The organism is Dorea acetigenes (genome assembly GCF_025567385.1).
Classification (GTDB): Bacteria; Bacillota; Clostridia; order Lachnospirales; family Lachnospiraceae; genus Claveliimonas; species Claveliimonas acetigenes.
In genome coordinates this window covers 18,133-40,856 of record NZ_JAOQJU010000032.1, presented here as the reverse complement: position 1 = coordinate 40,856, position 22,724 = coordinate 18,133, and the positions used below count along the sequence as shown (strand labels likewise).

The following is a 22,724-nucleotide window of genomic DNA, read 5'->3' as shown; positions in this document are numbered from 1 at the left end:
GAGGTCAATGCTCTTTTTATTGCAGATTTCCCTAAAAATCAAGGTTTTTATTAGATTTTAGTACAAAAAAACAGGTAGTTTTTGACACTACCTTAAAAGCATAGGAGGTATTTACGATGAACAAATTTACATTTTCTTATCCCACAGGAGTTTATTTTGGAGAAGGGAGCGCCATGCAGGCTTTCGGCGCGGAGCTTGGTGAGGTTGGTGAAACGGTGATGCTGGCTTATGGCGGCGGCTCCGTAAAAAAGAACGGTGTTTATGATGAAATGAAAGCTCTGCTTACACAGGCGGGCAAAAAAGTAGTGGATTTTTCAGGGATTATGTCGAATCCTACCTATACCAAAGTGCAGGAAGGAGCGGCGCTGGCCCGTGAGCGTGGCGTGGACTTTATTCTGGCAGTAGGCGGCGGCAGCGTGATTGACTGCTGTAAGGTAATTTCTGCGCAGGCTGTGCTGGATGAAGATATTTGGAACATGGAGTACGGGAAAGGAAAATTCCCAACAGCCGGGATTCCCATGGGTGCGGTCGTAACGGCTTCCGGTACCGGCGCGGAAATGAACGCAGGTGCGGTCATTACTTATGAGGAGAAAAAATGGAAAGGACCGGTTTTTGGAACCGCAGCTTCCTTTGCTGTTCTTGATCCGGCATATACAATGTCGGTGCCGCCCATGCAAGTGCTTTCCGGGGCTTTCGATACCCTGAGCCATGCGATGGAAACTTATTTCGGCACTTCCGATGAGGATAATGTGTCAGATGATGTGGCATTGGCAATCATGCGCAATACGGTTGTAAATATGCGCCACTTGCTGAAAAACATCAACGATAAGCAGGCCCGAAGCAATCTGATGTGGGATTCGGCTATGGCAGAAAACGGGATTTTGAAATGCGGCCGCCTGACGGATTTTCAGGCACATCAGATTGAGCACCAGCTTGGAGCCTATACAGACTGCAATCATGGGCAGGGACTTGCGGTGATCCATCCTGTCTATTACCGTCACATTGTGAAAGATGCACCGGAGAAATTTACCCGGTTTGCAAAAGAGGTATTTAGAGTGGACAGCGCAGAGGCTGGTGTGGATGCCCTGGAGGATTTCATCAGAGAATGCGGACTACCCACGAAAATGAGCCAGTTGAAGTCCACAGTAGAGATTACACCGGAGGTACTGCGGCAGGTAGCGGATACCTGCAACATTATCAAATGTAATCCACGCGAGCTTGACCGGGAAGAAATCTATCAGATTCTGATGGAATGTATGTAAGGAGTAATATGATGAAAATAAGAAAAAATCTTTTATTAGTTGTGTTGGCATTGACTCTCAGTTTTGTATTGTCGGCCTGTGGCAGCAGCAACCCTTCCGCAGAAGAACCGGAAACAACGGAACCAGAAACTGTGGAGATAGATGCGAATGGTGAAAATGTTTTGATCACATATTTCTCCGTTATGGAAACGGATGGCGTGGATACCGTGGCCGGTGCGAGCCGCGTAGCAGTGAACGGTGAGGTCTTGGGGAATAACGAGTATATTGCCCAGATTATTCAGCGTGAGACGGGCGGCGATCTGTTCCCTATTGAAACAGAGCAGGATTACCCTACAACCCACGAACGTCTTCTGGAATTTGCCTACAATGAGAAGGCTGATAATGCCAGACCAAAGCTTGCGGCACAGATTGAAAACCCAGGCAGTTACGATGTGATTTTCTTAGGTTATCCTAAAATGGAGCAAGCTTTTAGCTGTGTATAGCGTCTACCACGTTAAAATACAACTGAATATAGCCACACAATACACAAAGCATAGGAAAAAATGTGTATGCAGTAAGTGGGAAATATATAATGACTGGCAAGGAGAAAAGGAACTCCATATGCCAGTTTTTTTGTTGGGTAGAATGCACGATCACACCAGAGAAATCTTAGTGGTTTGTGTGAATAGCTATTTTTCCAGTAATAGTAATGGAAAATTTTGTAGTTGTGGGATATAATTAAAGTAAATTTGAGACGATGATAATGTTATATTTTGAAATTACAAAGGGGAAATATAGTAACAAATGGATAATGGATTTGAAGCACTATACAATGAACGGAGAAATGCTATATCAAGTTGGCAAGGATATCATTATCAGGGCATGGTGGCATTACTACGTTTTCTGGAAGAATTGGTCAAGAAATTCCAATATGCTGGCCACAGTGTTGAAGCAGATACATTGAAAATGAAAATAGAATGGATAGAGGATTTTATTTTATTTGAAAATAATGAAATAAAAGAAATCTATCAGGTTAAAAAGACATTGACTGATGAGAACCGTAAAGAGGTTTTAAATAATTTTATTATCCAATTTAAGCTTTTTGATAAAGAAGCAAAGTGGGTACTAGCATATGACGAGACGAAATTAGGGGATTTGTCATTGACCAGAGATGAGTTCGATCAATGCTACAAAGTACATATAAAAGAAAAATGGTTGAAACAAATTGCTTTACTAGAAAGTCATTATAGAGAAGAGGATTATTGGAAAAAGAATTTGAATTTAAATAATAAGTATTCATCATGTAAGGAAGTCCGAGCATATTTAAGAAAGCGGTTGGAAAAGGATGATCAAAAATATACGACAAAGGTCGAACGTGAAAGTATATGTAAAAATTATTTACAACCATTAAAGGATAAGTTGACTTATAAGGACACGGATTTTGAAAAATTTAAAAATTGTTTTGAATTTCAGAAAATCACAAATCAAGGGTTGGATGACAGATGTAAAATAGAAATAAATTCATTATTTTCGTATGTTACAGAAAGAAATACCTTACTTACGGAACAAGATATATTAAATAACCTGTATGCAGATATATATCAGAAAATGATGAGTTTGGAGAGCAAAAAAAAACAAGAAAATTTTGAATACAAATTTGCAGACATTAGTAAAGTTTTCTTAGATGAGGAAAATGCGATATCTTTTTGGATGGCTACATTATATAGAGAAAGAGAAAAGTTGCTTGAGGATATCGATGACACAATTTGTTCAAAATGTAATGACAAAGGAAAAAAATGTTCGTATTGTATATTAGCTACGATTAAAAAGTGGGATATGCGAAAGATTATTGATAATATCAATTTAGAGTATGCATTATTTTCGCCGGGAAAAGCAGATGAATCTCTTAAAAATAAAATATCTGATATTAAACATGATTTGATAATAGATATAATGGAATATTTTAAGCATCAAATCAATTTAGAAAGTAATGATATTTTGGCATTGAGTCATCAGTATGCTTTATCAGCTCTAACAGGAGGGACTAATCGACGTGATGAGAATAATTTAAAGGGTATATTGAACAATTATTGGGAGCATTCAAAGATATATAGAGATTATAAAGGTATCCTGACACAGAAATATAACTATTGCTTATCAGAGAAAGATCTTAGTATTTTAAAAGTGGGGATAGATGAGGAAGAAAAGAGATTGCCTACATTTAATGAAATAAGAAAGACAGTATTTATAGATTATGAGGAAGTAGAAATATGATAAATATAATAGATCAAATTTTTCGCAATAATGGTTTTACGCTTATGAAACAATCGGAACTTGAGAATCAGATCGAAGATGTGAGTGGGAAAGTAGCATTAAAGAAAATTTATATAAACAAATTTGATGAAATGTATTTTGTAGTAGAAGGAAACCTAAGTAAAAACATTTTAGATGAAATTTTAGAAATTTGTTTAGAATCAGAAAAAAATGTAGAAATAAGTAAGAATTATAAATCAAATTGGGTATTAGTTTTGCTTACATCAATTGAGGCTGAGTTGTCGTGGAATCAGAGAAAACGTGTGTTGTTTATAGAAGAAAATAAATATTTTTGTAGAAAATATGTAATGTGGTATACAGCTGAAGAAAAAGAGGAATTAGAGAAACTATGTGAAAGTGATTATTCTACTTCCAATATAAACAGTATTATTGAAAGTTATAGTAATTTTAGCAAGTTTAAAAACTCGGAAGACAAAGGATATGATTGCCTGAGCAGAATTTTTGTTAAACTTCCTTTTTTAAATTTAACTGATTTAAGAACTACCGATAAAACAATTTTAGATTACATTGAGAAAGAATTAAATGATATTAGTAAGGGACTAGCGGAGAAATTAGAAACAGGGGAATTAGAAAATATAGAATCTGATATTATATTGTCCGAAAGAGAACAGAAAAGTATAGACAAAAAAGTGGCAGCGTTAATCAAGGAGAAAAAATAGATGGAATACTATATTAACAAGTTGTATATATGCAATTTTAAACCATTTGTATATGAAGAAAAAACGGAAAAGCCCTATGTAACTATTGACTTTAGTAATGGAGATAATAATATACAGTCTATGATTCTATCGGGTCCTAATGGTTATGGAAAAACTTCTATTTTCCAAGCGATTTATTTTTTGCTGTCAGGAATTATAGATCCAGGAGAATATGTAGATGGAAGAAAGAAGAGTGTGGAGCATATTATAATTAACGATTTATCGAAGCCTTGTTTTGTTGCAATAGAATTTATAGATAAAGTGGGTGAGTGCTTTACATTTATTAGATATACAAAGGAAGGCGTACCCGGTACGGCCAAAAAGACGGAAAAAGAAGCGGCTGATTTTCAGTTATATTTTGCAGAAGGAAAATTTTCTTTTCAAGATTTTATGATGGGAAAATGTGAAAAGAAAACAAGAAAAGATATTGAGGATAGGATTGGAGAAAAGAATATCTTGGATTGGATTAATAGAAACTATATTCAGCAGGAACATGAGAGTGATATAGTTCTTAAATCTGATAAAGAACGAGTTAATTTTTTGAATAATCTTATAGATATGGAGACTGATAAATATTTTTTACAGGTTAAACAGAGGAGAGATTTAGTTCAACAAAATATATCATCTTTGCAAAATGAAATAAAAAGTTTGATACAGAAAGTCAATGTTGGAGTTGAGGAGGTTCAGGGGGAGGAACCAGTTTGTCCACAAGTATATCCTAAATTGGATTATTTCTGGGACAGAGAAAGATATGAAGAGTCAGAGCCTTTTCGCGAATATGAAGAAAAAGCAAGGCGAGTATTGGAAATAGTAAGTCATTCCTCTAAATATGAGCATAAGAGAAAACTTGATTTGATAGAGCAATTACATAATAGTGAATCAATTTATAAATTTTATATTTTAACTCTTTATGAACTAGATAAAAGAAATGCATACACAAATTCCTTTGCTAAAAAGCATTACCTGAAAAAATTGACAGAAGAAGATTCGATATGGACGTTAGATTTGAATGAAAAATATTTGGGTAAAGATTTTAGTTCAAAAATCCACCAAATTAGACAAGAACATCAAAAGTATCTTAACAATCTGGATGATAAACAACGTTTGTATCAACAGATAGGGGCGTTCAGAAATATTTTTAAGGGGAAAGAAGAAATCATCGGAGATATTTTTAATGAGCATTGTCCTTTATGCGGTAGCAACTTTGAGGGGGGAAATATTTCTTTTGGGCAGGCAGTTCGTCAGGCTGATAATATTTTTATAGAGACACAAAAAGTTCTAGATACTGTACTAGAGGAACAGGCTGAATCTTGGAAAACGGAAATAATGAAAATAACAGAGCAAATAACGCAATGGATTGGAGAAGAAGTTAAAAATGATTTTGCATATAATGATATACAAAATCTGGGGGATCATTTAACTCATATCAATACCTTAGAGAAGATATTGAATGAATTAAGTGATTTAGTAGGGGAGGATACTTTAACAATTTTCACAGATAAGACAGAATTTAGACAGCACTATAAAAACATAGACGAATATGAAAAGGCGGTGTCAGATTTAAAGAAATCAATTGAATTAATTCTTCAAAAAATGGAAGCAACAGCCAATAGGAAAGACTACTCAGAATACGAGATTGATGAATTGGCATACGCTGAAAATAGAGAAAAGATCGCACTTTTATCTGGGGAAAATGGACGGATAGATTCTTTGAAACAAAAAATTAGTCAACTTCAATGGCTGAAAAAGAAAAAAAATGCTTTAGAATATTCGTCTAATAAGGCATTATATGAAGAAAATTTGATTGAAATCAAGAAATTATATGAAAAGGAAGCAAAATTAAATAAAGTATTAGAATGCCAGGAAACGGCAAGAAAGAAATATTTAAATGATATTATGAAATATTTGGAGATTCCTTTATATATTTATAGTGGCAAACTTATACAAACACATCAAAATGGTCTTGGCATATTTTGTTTTACAGGTTCAAAAGAAAATGCACTTACAGAGTTTAAGATGACAACTGATAAGAAAGAGATTAGTAAAAAACTGGATGTAAGTAATAAATTTAGTACGGGACAGAAAAATGTAGCTAATATAGCGTTGATGCTGGCATTGAAAAAAATAGCAGCAACTAATTTGGATGTTTTTATGATAGATGATCCTTGTCAATCATTGGATGAGTTAAATATAGCATCATTTGTTGAAATTATAAAAAATGAGTTTACTAAGACGCAGATTATTTTATCTACGCACGAGGATAAAATAGCAAGCTATTTCAAGTATAAGATTGATAAAATAGGAAAAGAAATTATTATGTTTAATGTACATAATAGACTTTATGATGTTCAAAATTAATTGAATTATGTCTAGTTTTCAGGCGATAATTTATTTCTTTTGGAGATGGAGGAAAAATATGGCAGAAAACCAAAACATTGAATGGAAAGAATCTTGGCGCGATGAGTATTTGAAATGGATCTGTGGTTTCGCAAATGCTCAAGGCGGCAAGATATATATTGGCACCGATGATAATGGTACTGTCATTGGTGTACCGGACAGCAAAAAGCTACTTGAAGATATTCCCAATAAGGTGAGGGATATTCTTGGCATTATTGTGGATGTGAATCTACTGACACAAGATGGGAAAGAGTATATTGAAATCTGTGTCAATCCGAGCAGTTATCCGGTCAATTACAAAGGAGAATATCATTATCGGAGCGGCAGTACAAAGCAGCTTCTCAGAGGAGCAGCTTTGACAGAGTTTCTATTGTCTAAAACAGGATATAAATGGGATGCCGTTCCGGTAGATGGTGTTACTGTTGAAGATTTGGATAAAGAAAGTTTTGATATTTTTAGGCGGGAGGCCTTGCGGAGCGGCCGAATGACAGAAGAAGATCTGAATATGAGCAATGAACAGCTTTTGGACAGCCTTGGTCTTTTTGAGCAAGGCAGGCTGAAACGTGCGGCAATTCTTCTGTTTCATCGCAATCCGGAGAAATGGGTTACAGGTGCGTATATCAAAATCGGATATTTTGGAGAAGGCTCTGATCTGCGTTATCAGGACGAGATTCATGGTTCATTATTTATACAGGCAGACAGGGTTATAGAATTGATTTACCTGAAGTATATGAAGGCAATGATATCTTATGACAATGTTACCAGAATTGAAACATATCCGCTTCCGAAAGCGGCTGTCAGGGAGGCGGTATATAATGCGATTATTCATTCTAATTATGCAGCATTAGTTCCGATACAGATTCGGATTCATGAAGATGCAGTGTATATCAGTAATGACTGTGTATTTCCGGTAGGCTGGACAGTGGAAACATTGATGGAGCGCCATCGTTCGCAACCTTATAATCCGAATATTGCCAATGGATTTTTCAGGGCAGGATATGTAGAAACATGGGGACGTGGGATAGAGAAGATATGTGAAGCTTGCAAAAAGCATGGTGTTCCTTTGCCTGAATATAAAATTCATTTAGAAGATATTATGGTGAAATTTACGCCTTTATTGAGCGCTAAAGTGCCAAAAGAACAAAATGGCACTTTAAGTGGCACTTTAAATGGCACTTTGGAAGAAAAGATATTATTGACGATAAAGAAAAATCCTCATGCAACGCAGCAACAGATTGCGCTGGAGATTGATTGTTCTGAACGAAAAGTAAAACGCCTTATGAAAGCAATGCAGGAAGAGGGCATTATTGAACGTGTCGGCGGTCGGAAATTAGGACAATGGATTGAAAAATAAAGTTTACTTTGACAAGACATATGAAGAAAAAGGTTCCACTTAAACAGAAAATCTATCTGCCGGAATATTTTAAAGGTAATGTGGCCCAATCATTTCAAAAAGAGTCTGACCAGAGATTATTGTACTGGGATTTTGATAACGATCTTGATGAAAAGATAAAGATACAGATAGAAATACTTCTGAATGAAATCGTAAGAACAATAAAAAACAGAGAAGATAGACGAAACAGGTACTTGCTTCCGTTAAAGTGCCTGTTTTGTTATGCTGAAAAAAGTGGTCTAAAAGATATTATGAAAATGGAGCAAGATCAGGAGCAGGAATATTATTCTATGTTGAAAAGAGAATATGACAATATTTGTCCAAGCCCAAAGAAATTTATGCTGTTTTGCCGGAAAATATTATTTCTGGAGTCTACGGAAATTGATTGGGAAGCCAATGTTTGGTTTGTTGAGCGGTTGAATATTTTGCCAGAAAGATATAGCCGCAGTAATACGATCGATAGTTTTTCCTTTTTGGATATTGAGTGTGCTGAAAATCGACAGGGCTTGCAGAAATACTTAAAATATCTTTTGACGGTTACTTCTTTGAATTTGGGAACCATTTGTATTCATCATACTTATATCAGAGCCTTCCTGAAATTTTTAGAAGAATCTCAGAAGAACATATTGGATATTGATTCTACTATTATAAAAGAATATTTTAATCGATTGGCTATGCAAAATATTAAAGCTCAAAGTTATAACAACAAACTGCAGGTTATTTCGGCATTTTTACGCTACCTGCAAGTGACTGGTTGCATTAGTGAGTTTTCTAATCCGATTGCATTGTATTATAAGAAGAATTATCCGACCGTAAATGAAATAGACAAATTAGATCAAAAGTTGGATTTGTTAACGGTTCATCTCAGGGAATTTCCAGAACAGCTGCGGATAATGAGTCTGATTCTACTTTTTACAGGGATTAAAAAAGGTCAATTATTCCTTTTAAGAAATGCGGATTTTTATTATAAAGATGAGCATAGCTGGATGAAGGTGCCGGATACTACCAGAAGTATCCCTGTTCCTGACATCCTGCATTGGCTTGTCCTGAAATATTCGGATAGAAATCATATACATATAGAAAATCTGCTTTTTCTAAATGATGGTAAGAAGTTTACTGCTGAAGGTTTCCAAAATGCAATCATGAAAGCGTGCAGAAAGGCCGGTATATTGACAGATGAGTATGTGTTTAAAGGAAACGGCTATCAGAAAGAATTGTGTAAAGCATTTTATAGGAACGGTACTTCGATTCAGACAATCCGTGATTATATGGGCTATTCAACGGATGAAATTGTAAAGAAAAATATTGGACTGGTTGATGAAGAACTGGCTAAAAAATCCATGGAATATTATGAAAAGATGGAAAACAACCTGGGAGGGAATTTATTAATGGCGAAATACGATAAGATGAATGAAGTCAACCGCCAGGAAAGCAGAAGAAAAATAGCACTTGCTGTTGAAGAAATCCGCAGAACGGCATCGGAAGGAAAATCATTATCAGTGGCTGAACTTTCGCAAAATACAGGTCTGTCCAGAGGATTCTTTTATAAGAATGAGGAAGTAAAGTCTGTGCTGAATGAAGAACGAGAAAAGGCCGATCAGAGCAAAATGGCGCAGATTAAGCGGGAAGTGCGAGAGAAAAGTCTGGAGAAACAGGTGGAGATTTATCAGAATGAATTGAAGAGATTGCTGGAAGAAAACGAACGATTGAAAAAAGAAAATCTAAAGCTGGCAAAAAAACTGGAAAAGATGTCCAAAAATAGAGGTTTGACAGAACGGATGGACAGTTAAATAAAAAATGTGTATTGTGTAAAATGGCTATAAAATAAGGATTTTTTATTAGATGTGAGATTTTACTATCCGAACTGGAACGCAGACCTTCCTATGCCGTTGTATACCTTTCTTGAGGAATATGATTTCAGCGGTAAGACCATTATTCCCTTTACTACTCATGGTGGCAGCGGTTTTTCTAGGACCGTTCAGACGATTTCTGATTTACAGCCGGATGCAACGGTAATCACTGATGGACTTTCCATTTCCCGAAACAGTGTCGCGGAAGCAGAGGACGAGGTTGTAAATTGGGTAAATGGGCTGAATTTAGCAACTGAGTAATAATAACAGGCAGGCTCTTGGCATGGCAATGACAGTATTATTGCTGTTTTTTATGGCGCGGCAGCTTTCTGGCACACTATGTTTCCAGGGGAATTCAAAGGTTGATCGGGAGGAGAAAAAACTTGTGGAGAAAAAGGAGTAAATATTTTGTCCGTTTAATCTCCCTTTTGCTTGTATTGCCGCTCTCAGGGTGCGGTACAGAGGGAAAAGCGGAGGAGGAACATACGGTTGGTGTGTTTGCAATGGGTACATACATGACTTTGACTGCCTATGGAGAGTCAGCAGAGGCAGCGCTTACGATTTCTGAGGATAGAATCAAAGAACTGGAAGCTCTTTGGTCAACTACTGACGAGAACAGCGATATTTATAAAGTGAATCAAAGCGGCGGCGCACGAACAGAAGTTAGCGAAGAAACCGCAGAGATTTTGCAATTTGCGATTGATATGGCAGAACAAACGGGAGGTTTCCTCGATCCGACCATTTCCCCGGTGGTTACCGCGTGGGGCTTTATTAGTGGAGAATACTATATACCTACTGAGAATGAATTGACAGACTTGTTACGAAATGTAGACTATGAAAAAGTGCTTTTAGAAGGAAATTTTGTAACCTTGCCGGACGGGATGCAGTTGGATCTCGGCGCGGTGGGAAAAGGATATACGGGCGACATAGTAGCAGAATTACTAAAAGAGCAGGGAATTACTTCGGCTCTATTGGATATAGGCGGAAATGTCCAGATGGTTGGCAGAAAACCGGATGGCAGCAGGTGGCGGCTTGGCATACAGAACCCGTTTGGGGAAGGCAGCCTGGGTATTCTGGAGAGCGAGGACGGCGCCGTGGTAACTTCTGGAAACTATGAGAGGTATTTTATAGGCGAGGATGGGAAGCAATATGGGCATATTATAGATCCTTCCACTGGCTATCCGGCAGAAAGCGGTTTAGCCTCCGTTTCCATTATCGCAAAAGAAGGCAAACTGTGCGATTCCTTGTCTACGGCAATTTATGTGATGGGGCTTGATGAGGCAACAGAATACTGGAAAGAAAACGGCGGTTTTGAGATGCTGCTGGTAACAGATGAAAACGAGATTTATCTGACAGAGGGAATTAAGGACGATTTTACTCTGAATGAGAGTTTTTCAGATATGGAGACATATGTGATAAAAGGATAGACTGATGATTGACACGAATCATTATAATAAATGAGGAGCCAGAAATCAGTATGGATCTCAGGCTCCTTTTTTGGTTATAATGTATCGCCGCGGCGAACGTATCCCGGTTTGTCCGGATCAGAAATCAGTTCTTTTACATGTGTCAGTCTTGCATGCTTATCTACAACCTGGTTCTCCAGGTGAACATTTTCGCCGATAACGGATGTCGGCAGGATTACACTGTTTTTAATAACAGCTCCTTTTTTGATAATACATCCACGTCCAATGATAGAATTTTCTACGGTTCCCTCAATAAGGCAGCCATTGGACACAATAGAATTTTTTACATCTGCAGACTCAAAATACTGTGTCGGGCAGGAATCATTTGTACGTGTGTAAATCGGCCAGTCATCACTAAACAGGTTCTGCGCAGCCTTTAGGTCTATCAAGGAAATATTTGCATCGTAATAGCTCTTGAAGTCTGTGATTGATGCGAAGAATCCACGATGGGATACGCCGCGTACATCCAAATCCTCGCAGGAAATATTTACGATGTCCGCCAGGGTGTACATGGAAGACATTTTCTTTGCTTTATAAATTAATTCGATGAAAAGTTCTTTTTTCATCACATAAGTATCCATGAAAATGTTCCTGTTTTTCGCGTTTCCACGGTTCTGCTCCAGCGACAGTACACCTTTTTGACGATTCAAGTTCAAGGTGTTACATTCAAAAAAGGCGTCCTTTGCATTGTCTACTGAATGATAAAGAAGCGTGATGTCAGCGCCGGATTCTATGTGGTTCTGAAGAAGCATATCATAATCCATGGTGTAAACCATGTAGCTTGGAGCGATGACAACATATGGATAGCGTACGTCCTCAATAGCTTCCATATTGTCCATGTAAGCAGCAATGTCTGTGCTGTACAGGCTGTCGTAAGAAGTATTTTCTCCAAAAAGAATATGTAATCTTCCGCTTTTTGAATTGATATTATAATGGCGTCCTGTACCAAGATGTTCTACCAGGGCACGCGGTTTTCTGCGTATATATACCTGAATATGGTCTATTCCGCTATTTGTCATATTTGAAATCGGAAAATCAATTACGCGGTATCTTCCAAGGAAGGAGAATGCACCGATAGGGCGGTAAGGTTGAAGCCCTTCTACCCGGATGTGGTTTCCGGCAAAATTTACAATACCAAATGCTTTAGACATATTATTCTACCCCCTTTACACGCTTTGATACCAGTTCAATGTGTTCGCTCTTGGCGTCGCCCACTACGGCCTGCTTTCCAATCTTTACATTATCTGCAACCAGTGCACGGTTGATAACAGCACCTTCTTCTACAACAACTCCGGGCATTAGTACGCTGTCAATAACCTTAGCTCCCGGTCTGACTTTAGCGCCGGTAAATAATACGGAATTACTTACCTCGCCTTCGATGACACAGCCCTGTGTGATGAAAGCACGTTTAATGGATGCGTCCGGCCCGATATACTGTGGAAGTGCGGCAACATCCTGGGTATAGATTTTCCAGGTAGAGTCGTCAAGGTTAAGCTCATTATTCTTGTCCAGCAGATCCATATTAGCTTCCCATAAGGAATCAATCGTTCCCACATCTTTCCAATATCCCTTAAATTTGTATGCAAGCAGGTTACGTCCGTCATTCAGAAGAGTCGGGATGATATCCTTGCCAAAATCGTGGCTGGAATCAGGATTTTTCATATCTGCGATAAGCATCCGGCGCAGCAGTTTCCAGTCAAAAATATAAATACCCATTGATGCAAGATTGCTCTTTGGATTAGCGGGTTTCTCTTCAAATTCAACAATGCGTCCGTTTTCGTTTGTATTCATAATACCAAAACGACTTGCTTCTTTCATTGGAACTTCAATAACTGCGATTGTTGCATCTGCCTTCTGAGCCTTGTGTTCAGCAAGCATTTTGGCATAGTTCATTTTGTAAATGTGGTCTCCGGAAAGAACGAGCAGGTATTCTGGAGAATAACTGTCGATAAAATCAATATTCTGTGAAATTGCATCTGCCGTTCCGCGATAAACATCAAGATTGGCATCTGCTTTTTCGCGTGGCGGAAGTACAAAGACACCGCTGTCTTTTGCATCAAGACCCCAGCGTCCGCCTGCAGCTACATAGCTGTTCAACAGGATGGATTCGTACTGTGTAAGGACGCCCACAACATCAATGCCACTGTTTGCACAGTTACTGATAGGGAAATCAATGATACGGTACTTTCCACCATATGAAACGGCAGGTTTTGCCACTTTGTTTGTAAGCTCATGTAAACGACTTCCACGGCCGCCGGCCAGTATCATCGCTAACATATTGTTCTGTTTCATAATGAACCCTCTCTTTCAATATTTCTTACTATATATTGTACAATTTTTTTGATGTTATTTCCACAATTTTGTGCAAAAAATACGGTATATTGCGAAAAAAATTTATTGAATTAAAGTAAAAAGAATCTTATATATTACAAATAGGAAGTTATAGCAGATGCGCCATAATATAGGCATAAATTTCCTGGTTCTTTTTCTCCCAGTTGACGGCTATTTTTTCTGCCTCGGCTTCGGTGGGAACAGTTATTGTCAGGTCAATCAGAGGCAGTCCGCTTTCAATGACCTGGCAGCGGACAGAGTATTCCATGTTTGTATTACGGTAGTAGTCCGCTTTTACAGAGACTTCATTTTTCAGTTCGTATTGTTTTTCAGATAAATATTGTTCGATATCCTGCTGGATGGCGGGAGAAATGTCATTTTTAAAGTATTGCAGGGTCTCGTGACCTTCCTCGGTCAGATGGTAGAGGGTACGGTTTCGGGCAGCCTCTTCCCGGATGAAGCCTGATTCTTTTAGTTCAGCGATAACCTGCTGGATTTTAAAATAATTCGTGTATCCTTTATCCAGAATAAATTCTGAAATCTGTGAGTTGGTTAATGGAAAATCCACTTTGTTCAGAATGTAAAGCACGATTAGTTTATAAAGTGTAAACGGTTCTGCCATGAGAACAACTCCTTCCCTGCCAGATATCCTGGCGTTTAAAATAAGCCTGCATTTGGTTCAGTACCTTCCGTTTGTCTCTGCTCCAGAGAGGTTCCATTAAAAGATGTTTTGGACCGTCGCCGGTGAGACGATGGATGACAATATCGGGACGTAATTCACAAATACAAGAACCGAGCAGTTCAAAATATTCTTCCATATCAGGAATCCAGAAAGGGTGTTCCTGATAGTAAACGGCAAGGTCAGTGTTTTTGAGAATATGCAGAAGCTGCAGTTTAATTCCCTGTATATCCGTCTGATTTAAATAGTGGATGGTGTCGAGCATCATCTCTTTGGTCTCCCCGGGCAATGCCAGTATTACATGAGTGATAACTTCTATACCGGCCAGGCGGAGATTGGCCGCGGTTTTATCGAAAACGTCTGTAGAATAACCGCGGCGGATCAGTGCAGCAGTTTCTTCGTGGATTGTCTGAAGCCCCAACTCTACCCATACAGGCTTTATCTTGTTCAGATCTGCAAGAAGTTCTATTACATCAGAGTTTAAACAGTCTGGCCTGGTGGCAATAGACAAAATCCGGATGTCGGGATGCCGGATAGCTTCTGTAAAAATTTCCTTTAAATAAGAGGTGGGGGCATAGGTATTGGTGTATGCCTGAAAATAAGCAATGTATCCGGTGCCGGAGTGTTTTCTCGCAACCAGCTTTTTCCCGCTTTCAATCTGTGCAGTAATGGAGAGATGCCGATCAGAAGCAAAATCACCGGAGCCGCCTTCACTGCAGAAAATGCAGCCCCGGGTTCCCAGACGGCCGTCCCGGTTGGGGCAGGTCATACCGCCGTCCAATGCAATTTTGTAAAGTTTTTCGCCGTAAGTCTGCTTTAGATAATAATCCAGCGAGTAGTAGCGTTTTTCTCCCCAGCGCATTAGATGTGTGCCTTAATTGCTTCACTGACTACCTTTGCCACACGTGGGTCGAATGCTTCTGGTAGAATATTATTTTCATTCAGATCTTCTTCTGCTACCAGTCCGGCAATGGCATGAGCGGCGGCAAGCTTCATTTCTTCTGTAATCTGAGAGGCACGCCCTTCTAAAGCGCCTTTGAAAATGCCGGGAAACGCAACTACATTATTTACCTGATTGGGGAAGTCGGACCGTCCGGTTCCTACGACTCTGGCTCCTGCCTCTTTTGCCAGATCCGGCATGATTTCCGGAACCGGATTCGCCATAGCAAAAAGAATGGCATCTTTATTCATAGAAGCAACCATTTCTTTTGTTACAATATTAGGAGCGGATACGCCGACAAATATATCTGCACCCTTCAATGCATCGGCAAGAGTGCCGGATTTATTCTCCAGGTTGGTGACTTCCACCATTTTTTCCTGCATCCAGTTCAGATTCGGAGAATCTTTACTGAGGATTCCGTTGATGTCGCACATGGTGACATCTTTAAAGCCATAGGTGAGGAGAAGCTTTGTGATAGCTACGCCCGCGGAACCGGCTCCATTTACTACGACCTTCGAAGATTCCTTGGCTTTTCCGGTTACCTTCATGGCGTTCATGATCCCTGCCAATACGACGATGGCAGTTCCGTGCTGGTCATCATGGAAAACAGGGATGTCAAGCAGCTTTTTCAGACGTTCTTCTATCTCGAAACAACGAGGAGCACTGATGTCTTCCAGGTTAATACCGCCAAAAGCAGGAGCAATATGAACCACCGTTTTGATAATTTCCTCTGTATCTTGCGTATCCAGACAGATAGGGACGGCATTGACACCGCCAAATTCCTTAAATAATACAGCCTTTCCTTCCATAACCGGCATAGCGGCAAGAGCGCCGATATTTCCAAGGCCAAGAACAGCGCTTCCATCAGAGATAACCGCTACGGTATTGGATTTCATGGTATATTTGTATGCAGCTTCCTTATCCTGAGCGATGACCTTGCATGGCTCAGCAACACCGGGAGTGTAGGCAATCGCCAGATCCTCTCTGGAAGCTACACGGGCTTTTGCTGTTGTTTCTATCTTTCCATTCCATTCTTCATGCATTTTAAGAGCTTTTTCATTCGTTGTCATTGTAATTCACCTTTTCTTTATATTCACTATCTTCGCATCGTTTATAATCATATCATTCTTAAAGATGCAATTCAACAAAGTTTCGAAAAAGGAAAGGAAAAAATGCTTTGAAATTATTGGAAGATAGTGTATAATACAAATATATTTCAATTGGTCAGGTCAGACTGAGATTCCCGCTATATAGTGATATGGTGAAAAATAGAAAGGATTTTAATTTATGATGAGAGAAAAATATGAATCTCTTCCGCTGGCAACGCTTCGGGATCTTGCAAAAGCAAGGGAGATTACGGGTATATCTTCTATGAAGAAAGCGGAATTAATAGAGCGTATGCTGGAAGAAGATGTAAAGGACAAGGAGCGTTCAGCGAATACCGGGGACAAGGAACTTCATGATATTGACAAGCTGGACAGTGGAATTACGGCAAATGGTATTCTGGAAGTACTGCCGGATGGTTATGGATTTATCCGGTGTGAGAATTATTTGCCGGGAGAGAATGATGTGTATGTATCACCGTCGCAGATTCGACGTTTTAATTTGAAGACGGGCGATATTTTAGAGGGAAACACCCGGATTAAAACACAGCAGGAGAAGTTCAGTGCGCTCTTATATTTGACACGGATTAACGGCATTCATCCGGGAATTGCGGCGAAACGTCCGAATTTCGAAGACCTGACGCCGATTTTCCCTAATGAGAGACTTTCTCTTGAATGTGGAAAGAGCAGTACTTCTATGCGTATTATGGATCTTTTATCCCCTATTGGTAAAGGACAGAGGGGGATGATCGTATCGCCGCCGAAAGCAGGTAAGACAACCCTTCTGAAGCAGGTGGCTCTATCTGTGCGTAAAAATAATCCGGAGGTACACCTTTTGATTCTTTTGATTGATGAACGTCCGGAGGAAGTTACAGATATCAAGGAAGCGATTGAAGGAAATAATGTAGAAGTTATTTATTCTACTTTTGATGAATTGCCGGAACATCATAAGAGGGTATCTGAGATGGTAATCGAACGTGCGAAGCGTCTTGTAGAGCATGGGAAGGATGTTATGATACTGCTTGACAGCATTACGCGCCTGGCAAGGGCGTATAATCTGACGGTTCCGCCTTCAGGAAGAACTTTGTCCGGTGGTCTTGACCCGGCAGCCCTTCATATGCCGAAGCGTTTTTTTGGCGCGGCAAGAAATATGCGCGAGGGCGGAAGTCTTACTATACTTGCGACTGCGCTTGTGGACACCGGAAGTAAGATGGATGATGTCGTTTATGAAGAATTTAAGGGTACCGGTAATATGGAATTGGTATTAGACAGGAAATTATCAGAAAAGAGGATGTTCCCGGCTATTGATATTCCAAAATCAGGAACCAGAAGAGAGGATCTGCTCTTATCAAAGGAAGAGCAGGAAGCAGTAGATTCTATGCGGCGGGCGCTTAACGGAATGCGTGCAGATGAAGCAGTAGATAACATTTTAAATATGTTCTCCAGAACCAGGACGAACAACGAACTTGTTCAATTAGTAAAAAAGACAAAATTCATCTAGACAAGAGAAGGTTTTTGTGATACAATGACAGAGCTGTTTAGAGAGTGAAATTCAATTAAGTGCTATGCACAAGTAAATAAAGAAGAGGTGAAAACAATGAAAGAAGGAATACATCCAAATTATCATCAGGCAACAGTAACCTGCAACTGTGGCAACACATTCGTGACAGGTTCTACAAGCGAAGACATCCATGTGGAAATCTGTTCCAAATGTCATCCGTTCTATACAGGACAGCAGAAAGCTGCACAGGCTCGTGGCCGTGTTGATAAATTTAACAAGAAATACGGATTTAACAAATAGTATGGAAAGCAACGGGTTGAGGTTTTACAAATCTCAACCCTTTCTGTTATTAAGGTATAGGAGAAGGATATGAAATCATCAAATATTGGCGGTCAGGCAGTGATGGAAGGGATTATGATGAAAAATGGCGACGACTACGCCGTGGCAGTCAGAAAATCAGATGGGGAGATTGTGGTATCCGTGGAAACCTATCATAGCATTGTCGGTAATTTTAAAAGCCTGACAAAGATTCCCTTTATACGAGGCGTGTTTAACTTTATTGATTCTATGGTGCTTGGTATTAAGACTTTGATGTATTCGGCGAGTTTTTTTGAAGAGGAAGAAGAGAATGGAAGTAAGAAACCATTGACAGATGCAGAAGCTGCCAAACAGGAGAAACAGGAGAAGCTTTTGATGGGTGGAACGGTAGTGTTTTCTTTTGTATTGGCAATCGGCATTTTTATGATATTGCCGTATTTTTTATCAAGCCTTTTGAAGCCATTGATTTCTTCCTATAATATAAGGACAATTATAGAAGGATTTGTAAGAATAGGGATTTTTGTAATTTATGTTCTTCTGATTTCAAGGATGGAGGATATTCAAAGGACATTTATGTATCACGGGGCAGAACATAAATGTATTAACTGTATTGAGCATGGGCTGCCGCTTACTGTGGAAAATGTAAGAAAGAGTTCCAGACAGCACAAGCGCTGCGGAACCAGTTTTCTGTTCTTTGTGTTGGCAATTGGGATTATCCTGCTTTTTATTGTGCGGGCAGAGTCGCCTCTTATGCGTGTGGTAATTCGTATTGCCCTGCTCCCGGTAATTGCAGGGATTTCCTATGAGGTTCTCAAACTTGCCGGAAGAAGTGAGAATAAATTTGTCAATCTGCTTAGCAAGCCGGGACTCGCAATCCAAAAGCTTACCACGAAGGAACCGGATGATTCCATGATTGAGGTGGCAATTCAGGCGGTGGAAGCTGTGTTTGACTGGAGGAAATATGAAGAAGAGAATTTCTGATATACTTGCAGAAGGACAGAAAATTCTTCAGGAAGCGGGAATAGAAGACTGTAGTCTGGATGCATGGTATCTGCTGGAATGGGCGGCGGGAATAACCCGTGCGGTGTATTATGCCCATCCGGAAAAAGAACTGACCGATGCACAGGAGAAGCAGTATCGGGCAAGTATTGAGGCAAGAAGCAGGCGCATCCCTCTCCAGCATATTACCGGAGAGCAGGAATTTATGGGGTTGACCTTTAAAGTGGATGAACATGTACTGATTCCCAGGCAGGATACGGAAATTTTAGTGGAAGCCGGATTGGGACAGATGAAGCCGGGGATGCATGTGCTGGATATGTGCACTGGTTCCGGCTGCATTATTATCAGCTTGGAGAAACTCTGGTTCCAGAGAAAAGAAGCGGATTTAAAAAAGCAGACGCAGTTTACAGGGGCAGATATTTCCCGTGAGGCTCTTGTGAAAGCACAGGAGAATGTTCAGATGCATAAGTCATCTGTAAAATTAGTACAAAGCGATTTATTTGAACATATAAAAGACAGATATGATATGATTCTTTCTAATCCTCCGTATATTCCGACGGCAGCGATTGAAGGGCTGCAGGCAGAAGTACGTTGCCATGATCCTTATATTGCATTGGACGGAAAAGAAGACGGATTGTATTTTTATAGAAGGATAATAGCAGACGCACGTGAACACTTGGCGGATAGAGGCTGGCTTTTATTTGAAATCGGATACGACCAGAAAGAATCGGTTGAAGAGTTGATGAAGGCTGCCGGGTATGTGGAAATATTTGCAAAAAAAGATCTTGCGGGACTTGACCGCGTAGTTGGCGGCAGGTATATTAAATAAGAAGTAAGTTACTATTCACAGCCGATTTGAAATCCAATATGGATTCGTCGTGCTTGCACGTAAGAAGATATATTGGATTTCAAATCAGGACTGCGGAGCAGTCACCCCACCCATATAAGCAGTCTTAGCTCCGTCAGGAGCGGGACTGGAGTATCGAAGATACGACGAGTGCGCATGCTGGTGGGGTGCTGTGAATAGTAACAAGAAGTAAGTTGGGAGGAAAAGAAGATGTTTGACAAATTAGAGGATTTGCTCATTCGTTATGAGGAGATTATGAGCGAGCTTCAGGAGCCGGATGTGGTAAATGACCAGAACCGTTTTCGCAAGCTTATGAAAGAACAGAATGACCTGACTCCGATTGTTGAGGCATATAAAGAATATAAGGAAAGCAAGCAGGCGATTGAAGACAGCCTCGCCATGCTGGAAGAAGAATCTGATGAGGAGATGCGGGAACTTGCTAAGGAAGAGTTGAATAGCGCCAAGGCAAGGGTAGAAGAATTAGAGCAGGAACTTAAAATCCTGCTTCTGCCGAAAGATCCAAACGACGAGAAAAATGTTATTGTAGAAATCCGCGCCGGAGCAGGCGGAGATGAGGCGGCGCTCTTTGCGGCGGAGATTTACCGGATGTATGTACACTATGCAGAGAGCCGACATTGGAAGATTGAGCTGGTAGAATGTGAGGAAATCGGTATCGGCGGAATGAAGAATGTAACCTTTATGATTAATGGAAAAGGCGCTTATTCCGTGATGAAATATGAGTCCGGCGTTCACCGTGTACAGCGCGTCCCGGAGACAGAATCCGGCGGGCGTATCCATACGTCTACCATAACAGTAGCAGTCATGCCGGAAGCGGAAGACGTAGATATCCAGATTGATGAAAAAGATATCCGTATAGATGTCATGCGCGCATCAGGAAACGGCGGACAGTGTGTCAATACCACAGACTCCGCAGTCCGTCTGACACATTATCCGACGGGAATCGTTATCTACAGCCAGACAGAGAAGTCGCAGCTGCAGAACAAAGAAAAAGCATTCGCTCTGCTCCGCGCAAAGCTGTATGATTTAGAATGCCAGAAGCGCCACGATGCAGAAGCAGAAGCAAGAAAGAGCCAGATCGGAACCGGAGACCGCTCCGAGAAAATCCGTACTTATAACTTCCCGCAGGGACGTGTGACAGATCACCGTATCGGCCTGACATTATATAAACTGGACAAAATCATGAACGGCGATCTCCAGGAAATCATCGACGCCTGCATCGCCGCCGACCAGGCCGCAAAACTAGCAAATATGAACGACTAGCCGCGAACGCGGCAACAAAAAAAGACAGCCAATGCAAGCTCGCTTGCAAGAGGCTGTCTTTTTTTATTGCCATGTGAGTGTAAACGAACACCGAACGACGGAAGTCGTGAGGTGGAGTTCGCGGTGGGAGGTATGAGGCTACGTGGACTGCTAAGCAGGACAAAGTAGCCTTATTATATTCTATAAGAAAGCAAACGACAGCGAAATAAAATTTGACATAAATTAAAATCTGCGATATAATTATGTCTATCAATCTGAAAGCTTTTCGTATCAATTCCGGGTATTGGCTTTCAGACATCTGATTTTATCTAATCTGCCGGATAACCGGTCAGATTTCCGGGAGTGTCTCCCGTATGTATCTATTTTTTTACATTTTTAAAAGGAGAATGTTGTAAAAGAAAACATTTTTCCGTATAATGAAAGGAGAAGAAATGACAACAAAAAAATCATTAAAGGATTTGAATCTTCTGGATCGCTTCCTCTTTGCAGAGGCAATGGAAGACCCTGTGATTGTGCAGTATATGCTGGAGATTATTCTGGGGAAAGAGATCACCCTGAAATATCCTCCGCAGACAGAAAGGGAGAAGAGAACATCGCCATTAAAACGCTTTGTAAAGCTGGATGTGTGGGCGTGGGACCGGGAGGATGTGTTATACGATGCTGAGGTGCAGAAGGAAGACACGAAAAACTTTCCTAAGCGCAGCAGGCTGTACCAGGCGCTGATAGACGCTAAGCTGCTGAAGCCGGGAGAGACAGACTTCAATAAGATGAACACCGTTTTTATTATTATGATTATGCCCTTTGATCTGTTTGGAGAAGGTCTTTATCAGTATACCTTTGAGATGCGGTGCAAGGAAAGAGAAGGGATAGCACTGGGAGATAAGGCGGTAAGGATATTTCTTAATACGCACGGTACAAATGATGGAGAAGTGGATCCGGAGCTTATAGAGTTACTTCACTACATGGAAAATACAACCGAGGAAGTGAGCAGTCGCTGTAAAAGTGAGAAGATTAAGGAGATGCAGAGGCGTATAGAAGAGATCAAATCCAGTGAAGAGGTAGGTGTGAGATATATGCAGGCATGGGAAGAAAAAGCGCTGGAAAGGCAGAAGGGAAGAGAAGAAGGGAAAAAAGAAGGAGAATTAGCTGGAAAGCTGGAGACGGTTTTAGAATTTTGCAGGGAGCTTGGAGTGTCGAAAGAAGATACAATTATTAAGATTCGGGAAAAGTGCAATCTGTCGGAAGAAGATGCAAGAAAGTATGTTGAAGAGCGGTGGGAGTAAGCCGCATGCGCGGCTAAATTTTCGTTGATGTCAGAACGCCATATACAAAATACACAAAAAACG

General features: G+C 40.0%; 20 protein-coding genes. 15 read left to right on the top strand and 5 right to left on the bottom strand.

Annotation, left to right across the window (positions count from 1 at the left end; all coding sequences use genetic code 11):
• Positions 1–116: 116 nt before the first annotated feature.
• From OCV99_RS15995 to OCV99_RS15955, 9 genes are all read left to right on the top strand, one after another.
• Entirely contained in the window at positions 117–1,262 is a 1,146-nt protein-coding gene (locus tag OCV99_RS15995) for an iron-containing alcohol dehydrogenase (RefSeq protein WP_158371812.1), read from the top strand.
• Between the two features lie 11 nt (positions 1,263–1,273).
• Entirely contained in the window at positions 1,274–1,744 is a 471-nt protein-coding gene (locus tag OCV99_RS15990) for an NADPH-dependent FMN reductase family protein (RefSeq protein ID WP_158371810.1), read from the top strand.
• A 301-nt stretch (positions 1,745–2,045) separates the two neighbouring features.
• Positions 2,046–3,515: a hypothetical protein gene (locus tag OCV99_RS15985; RefSeq protein ID WP_158371808.1), complete on the top strand. Its 1,470-nt coding sequence runs from the start codon at positions 2,046–2,048 to the stop codon at positions 3,513–3,515.
• Positions 3,512–4,234 (top strand): ABC-three component system middle component 1, encoded by a 723-nt coding sequence (locus tag OCV99_RS15980; RefSeq protein ID WP_158371806.1) that lies wholly within the window; start codon positions 3,512–3,514, stop codon positions 4,232–4,234. Before OCV99_RS15985 ends, OCV99_RS15980 begins: the two co-directional genes overlap by 4 nt.
• On the top strand, positions 4,235–6,631 hold the full coding sequence (locus OCV99_RS15975) for an AAA family ATPase (RefSeq protein WP_158371804.1): 2,397 nt from the start codon (positions 4,235–4,237) through the stop codon (positions 6,629–6,631).
• A 58-nt stretch (positions 6,632–6,689) separates the two neighbouring features.
• Positions 6,690–8,024 carry an RNA-binding domain-containing protein gene (locus tag OCV99_RS15970; protein WP_158371802.1) on the top strand — a complete coding sequence of 445 codons (1,335 nt, stop codon included), beginning with the start codon at positions 6,690–6,692 and terminating at the stop codon, positions 8,022–8,024.
• A 20-nt stretch (positions 8,025–8,044) separates the two neighbouring features.
• On the top strand, positions 8,045–9,853 hold the full coding sequence (locus tag OCV99_RS15965; protein WP_262575936.1) for a DUF6262 family protein: 1,809 nt from the start codon (positions 8,045–8,047) through the stop codon (positions 9,851–9,853).
• 54 nt (positions 9,854–9,907) lie between these two features.
• A complete protein-coding gene (locus OCV99_RS15960; protein WP_262575935.1) occupies positions 9,908–10,174 on the top strand; it encodes a flavodoxin in 267 nt (88 codons plus the stop codon).
• A 122-nt stretch (positions 10,175–10,296) separates the two neighbouring features.
• Entirely contained in the window at positions 10,297–11,340 is a 1,044-nt protein-coding gene (locus OCV99_RS15955; RefSeq protein WP_262575934.1) for an FAD:protein FMN transferase, read from the top strand.
• Positions 11,341–11,414: 74 nt separating this feature from the next.
• Here OCV99_RS15955 and glgD read toward each other — a convergent pair whose 3' ends face one another.
• From glgD to OCV99_RS15930, 5 genes are all read right to left on the bottom strand, one after another.
• The gene (gene glgD, locus OCV99_RS15950) at positions 11,415–12,530 is read right to left on the bottom strand and encodes a glucose-1-phosphate adenylyltransferase subunit GlgD (protein ID WP_158371800.1); all 1,116 of its coding nucleotides are present in this window, start codon (positions 12,528–12,530) and stop codon (positions 11,415–11,417) included.
• 1 nt (position 12,531) lies between these two features.
• Entirely contained in the window at positions 12,532–13,671 is a 1,140-nt protein-coding gene (locus OCV99_RS15945; protein WP_158371798.1) for a glucose-1-phosphate adenylyltransferase, read from the bottom strand.
• A gap of 148 nt (positions 13,672–13,819) precedes the next feature.
• Complete coding sequence (locus tag OCV99_RS15940; protein WP_158371796.1) at positions 13,820–14,332, bottom strand: DUF4364 family protein; 513 nt, start codon at positions 14,330–14,332, stop codon at positions 13,820–13,822.
• The gene (mnmL, locus tag OCV99_RS15935) at positions 14,307–15,251 is read right to left on the bottom strand and encodes a tRNA modification radical SAM protein MnmL/YtqA (RefSeq protein ID WP_158371794.1); all 945 of its coding nucleotides are present in this window, start codon (positions 15,249–15,251) and stop codon (positions 14,307–14,309) included. Before mnmL ends, OCV99_RS15940 begins: the two co-directional genes overlap by 26 nt.
• Positions 15,251–16,399 carry an NAD(P)-dependent malic enzyme gene (locus OCV99_RS15930; RefSeq protein ID WP_158371792.1) on the bottom strand — a complete coding sequence of 383 codons (1,149 nt, stop codon included), beginning with the start codon at positions 16,397–16,399 and terminating at the stop codon, positions 15,251–15,253. Before OCV99_RS15930 ends, mnmL begins: the two co-directional genes overlap by 1 nt.
• A gap of 217 nt (positions 16,400–16,616) precedes the next feature.
• Here OCV99_RS15930 and rho point away from each other — a divergent pair, with 217 nt between their 5' ends.
• The 6 genes from rho to OCV99_RS15900 all read left to right on the top strand — a co-directional run bounded on the left by rho (position 16,617) and on the right by OCV99_RS15900 (position 22,661).
• Positions 16,617–17,933, top strand: coding sequence for a transcription termination factor Rho (rho, locus tag OCV99_RS15925; protein ID WP_158371790.1), 1,317 nt, complete (start codon positions 16,617–16,619; stop codon positions 17,931–17,933).
• 96 nt (positions 17,934–18,029) lie between these two features.
• Positions 18,030–18,233, top strand: coding sequence for a 50S ribosomal protein L31 (gene rpmE / locus OCV99_RS15920; RefSeq protein ID WP_158371788.1), 204 nt, complete (start codon positions 18,030–18,032; stop codon positions 18,231–18,233).
• A gap of 69 nt (positions 18,234–18,302) precedes the next feature.
• Positions 18,303–19,232, top strand: coding sequence for a DUF1385 domain-containing protein (locus OCV99_RS15915; RefSeq protein ID WP_158371786.1), 930 nt, complete (start codon positions 18,303–18,305; stop codon positions 19,230–19,232).
• Positions 19,213–20,079, top strand: a complete 867-nt coding sequence (prmC, locus tag OCV99_RS15910) for a peptide chain release factor N(5)-glutamine methyltransferase (RefSeq protein ID WP_158371784.1) — start codon at positions 19,213–19,215, stop codon at positions 20,077–20,079. Before OCV99_RS15915 ends, prmC begins: the two co-directional genes overlap by 20 nt.
• Positions 20,080–20,307: 228 nt before the next feature.
• Positions 20,308–21,378: a peptide chain release factor 1 gene (gene prfA / locus OCV99_RS15905; protein WP_158371783.1), complete on the top strand. Its 1,071-nt coding sequence runs from the start codon at positions 20,308–20,310 to the stop codon at positions 21,376–21,378.
• A 431-nt stretch (positions 21,379–21,809) separates the two neighbouring features.
• Positions 21,810–22,661 carry an Rpn family recombination-promoting nuclease/putative transposase gene (locus OCV99_RS15900; protein ID WP_158371782.1) on the top strand — a complete coding sequence of 284 codons (852 nt, stop codon included), beginning with the start codon at positions 21,810–21,812 and terminating at the stop codon, positions 22,659–22,661.
• The last annotated feature ends 63 nt before the right edge of the window (positions 22,662–22,724 follow it).